Source organism: Vibrio pacinii DSM 19139 (genome assembly GCF_000711795.1).
Lineage (GTDB): Bacteria > Pseudomonadota > Gammaproteobacteria > Enterobacterales > Vibrionaceae > Vibrio > Vibrio pacinii.
On record NZ_JONH01000049.1, the window covers coordinates 1 to 2,309 of the forward strand.

Sequence of the window (2,309 nt, forward strand, 5' to 3'; positions counted from 1 at the left end):
CCTTTTTCTCTTTTAAATCAATAGCTCGCTATTCTTTACTTCTTAAACAAGAAGGTAAGGAAGCGACAATGGCAAAAAAGAGAACTCCAATGAACAAAATCAAAGAGGTATTACGCCTTAAGTACGACTGCGGTCTCTCAAATCGCAGCATCGCTTCTTGCCTTAAACTCGGCCCTTCCACCATATCGGAACTCCTTACTCGCTTTAAACAAAGCCAACTTGGTTGGCCTCTACCTGAAAGTTGTAGCGATGCTGATATCACTCTAGCTCTGTACCACGGGAAGAAAGCCAGTCGCGATAAAGTCATGCCAGACTTCACTCAATACGCAGTCGAACTCAAACGTAAAGGCATGACGAAGATGTTGCTCTGGCAGGAATATCATGAGCAATATCAAGAGCAGGCTTACGCTTACACTCAGTTCTGCGAGCACTTCACTCGTTGGTTCAAAACCCAAAAGCGCAGCATGCGTCAGCTCCATGTTGCAGGTGACAAGCTGTTTATCGATTACTGTGGACCTCGACTTCAAGTGGTCAACCCTGATACAGGTGAAGTGCGCGAAGCAGAAGTGTTCGTGGCGACCTTGGGCGCGTCCAATTACACCTATGTTGAAGCCTTCCCTAGCCAAGGGAAGTCCTACTGGTTAGAGGCGCATGCCAATGCGTTCGAACACTTCGGCGGCGTACCACAACTCTTGGTTCCCGATAATCTGCGTAGCGCTGTCATCAAAGCTAACCGTTATGAACCAAGGCTTAACGATAGCTATCAGAAACTGGCGAATCACTATCAAACTGCCGTAATGCCCGCTCGCCCCTATAAACCAAAAGACAAAGCTAAGGCCGAGAATGCCGTGCTCTTGGTGGAGCGCTGGATCATGATGCGGCTACGACACCAAACCTTCCATACCTTCAAGGAACTGAATCTCGCCATCCGTGAGCTTATGAACGACTTAAACCAACGTGAGATGAAACAGTATGGCGCGAGTCGTAAAGCGCTGTTCGACAAACTCGATAAACCCGCTCTAAAGCTTCTGCCTAAACAGCGTTACCTGTACACCGAAACCAAACGAGCCAAAGTTGGGCCTGATTATCACATCGAATATCGCCGTCACTACTACTCGGTTCCGCATCAACTTGTTGGTCACCATGTCGAACTGGAAGCCTCCAACCGTCTAGTGCAGATCTACCATCAAGGTAACTTGGTCGCCCAACATCCACGCAGCCAAAGAGAGCGCGGCAACAGCACACAGCCCGAGCACATGCCAAGCAATCATCAACATCAAAAGTGGTCACCTGGTCGGTTACTCAACTGGGGCGCCAATATCGGCCCAGCCACACGAGAAGTCGTCAATAAGATGCTGAACTCCAAGCCTCATCCAGAGCAGTCTTATCGCTCTTGTCTAGGGTTACTCAACCTAAGCAAAGCGCATGGCGAATCGCGCTTAGAACAAGCCTGTAAAGATGCGCTGATGCTGACAAAACCCAACTACACCTTCATCAACAACCTGCTGAAGCACAATCGTGAAGGCCAACTAAGCAAAGACAAAGCGAGTACACCAAACCTCGTTCATAGCAATGTTCGTGGCCCGAACTGTTACCACTAGGAGAAGAAAGATGAACGCACTGAACGACCAACTCAAAACTCTGCGCTTGAGCCATGCCGCGAAAGCGCTAGAGCAGCAACAAGAGCAACTAACCACCTACGCAGAGCTAGACTTCGAGGAACGGTTAAGCCTGCTTCTGGAAAGCGAGATATTGAACCGCAACCAGTCCAAAATCCAACGGTTAAAACGGCAAGCCAAGCTGAGAGTGGATGCTCAGCCGAGTCAGCTCATCTACAAGGAAGGACGAAACCTCAACCGCAAGCAGATGAGCGAACTGCTAACGGGCAGTTATCTACACAAGCACCAGAACATCTTGATCACAGGCCCAACGGGAGCAGGCAAAACGTATCTTGGCTGCGCACTAGCAACCAATGCCTGTGACCAACAGCAAACAGCAAGGTATTACCGACTAAGCCGACTACTGGACGACCTGACCGCAGGTCGTCTGGATGGCAGCTACCAAAAGCAACTTCAGTCCCTGGCTAAAAAAACACTGCTTATCCTTGATGACTGGGGAATGGAAAAACTGACTCAAGAGCATGCGGGCCATCTTCTGGAAGTGCTGGAAGACCGCTACCAAAACAGCAGCACGATCGTTATCAGTCAACTACCCGTTAAGGAATGGTACAACATGATCGGCAACGCCACTGTTGCAGACGCTCTAATGGATCGGCTGGTACACAATAGTCATCGAATAGAACTGGGAGG

The 2,309-nt window shown here is 49.4% G+C and carries 2 protein-coding genes; both read left to right on the forward strand.

Annotated features, from left to right (window positions below; translation table 11 throughout):
- Positions 1 to 68 precede the first annotated feature (68 nt).
- Positions 69 to 1,601: an IS21 family transposase gene (istA, locus tag BS19_RS14940; RefSeq protein WP_038176333.1), complete on the forward strand. Its 1,533-nt coding sequence runs from the start codon at positions 69 to 71 to the stop codon at positions 1,599 to 1,601.
- A gap of 10 nt (positions 1,602 to 1,611) precedes the next feature.
- The coding region (gene istB, locus BS19_RS14945; protein WP_038176332.1) for an IS21-like element ISVch3 family helper ATPase IstB at positions 1,612 to 2,309 on the forward strand (698 nt) is incomplete at its 3' end.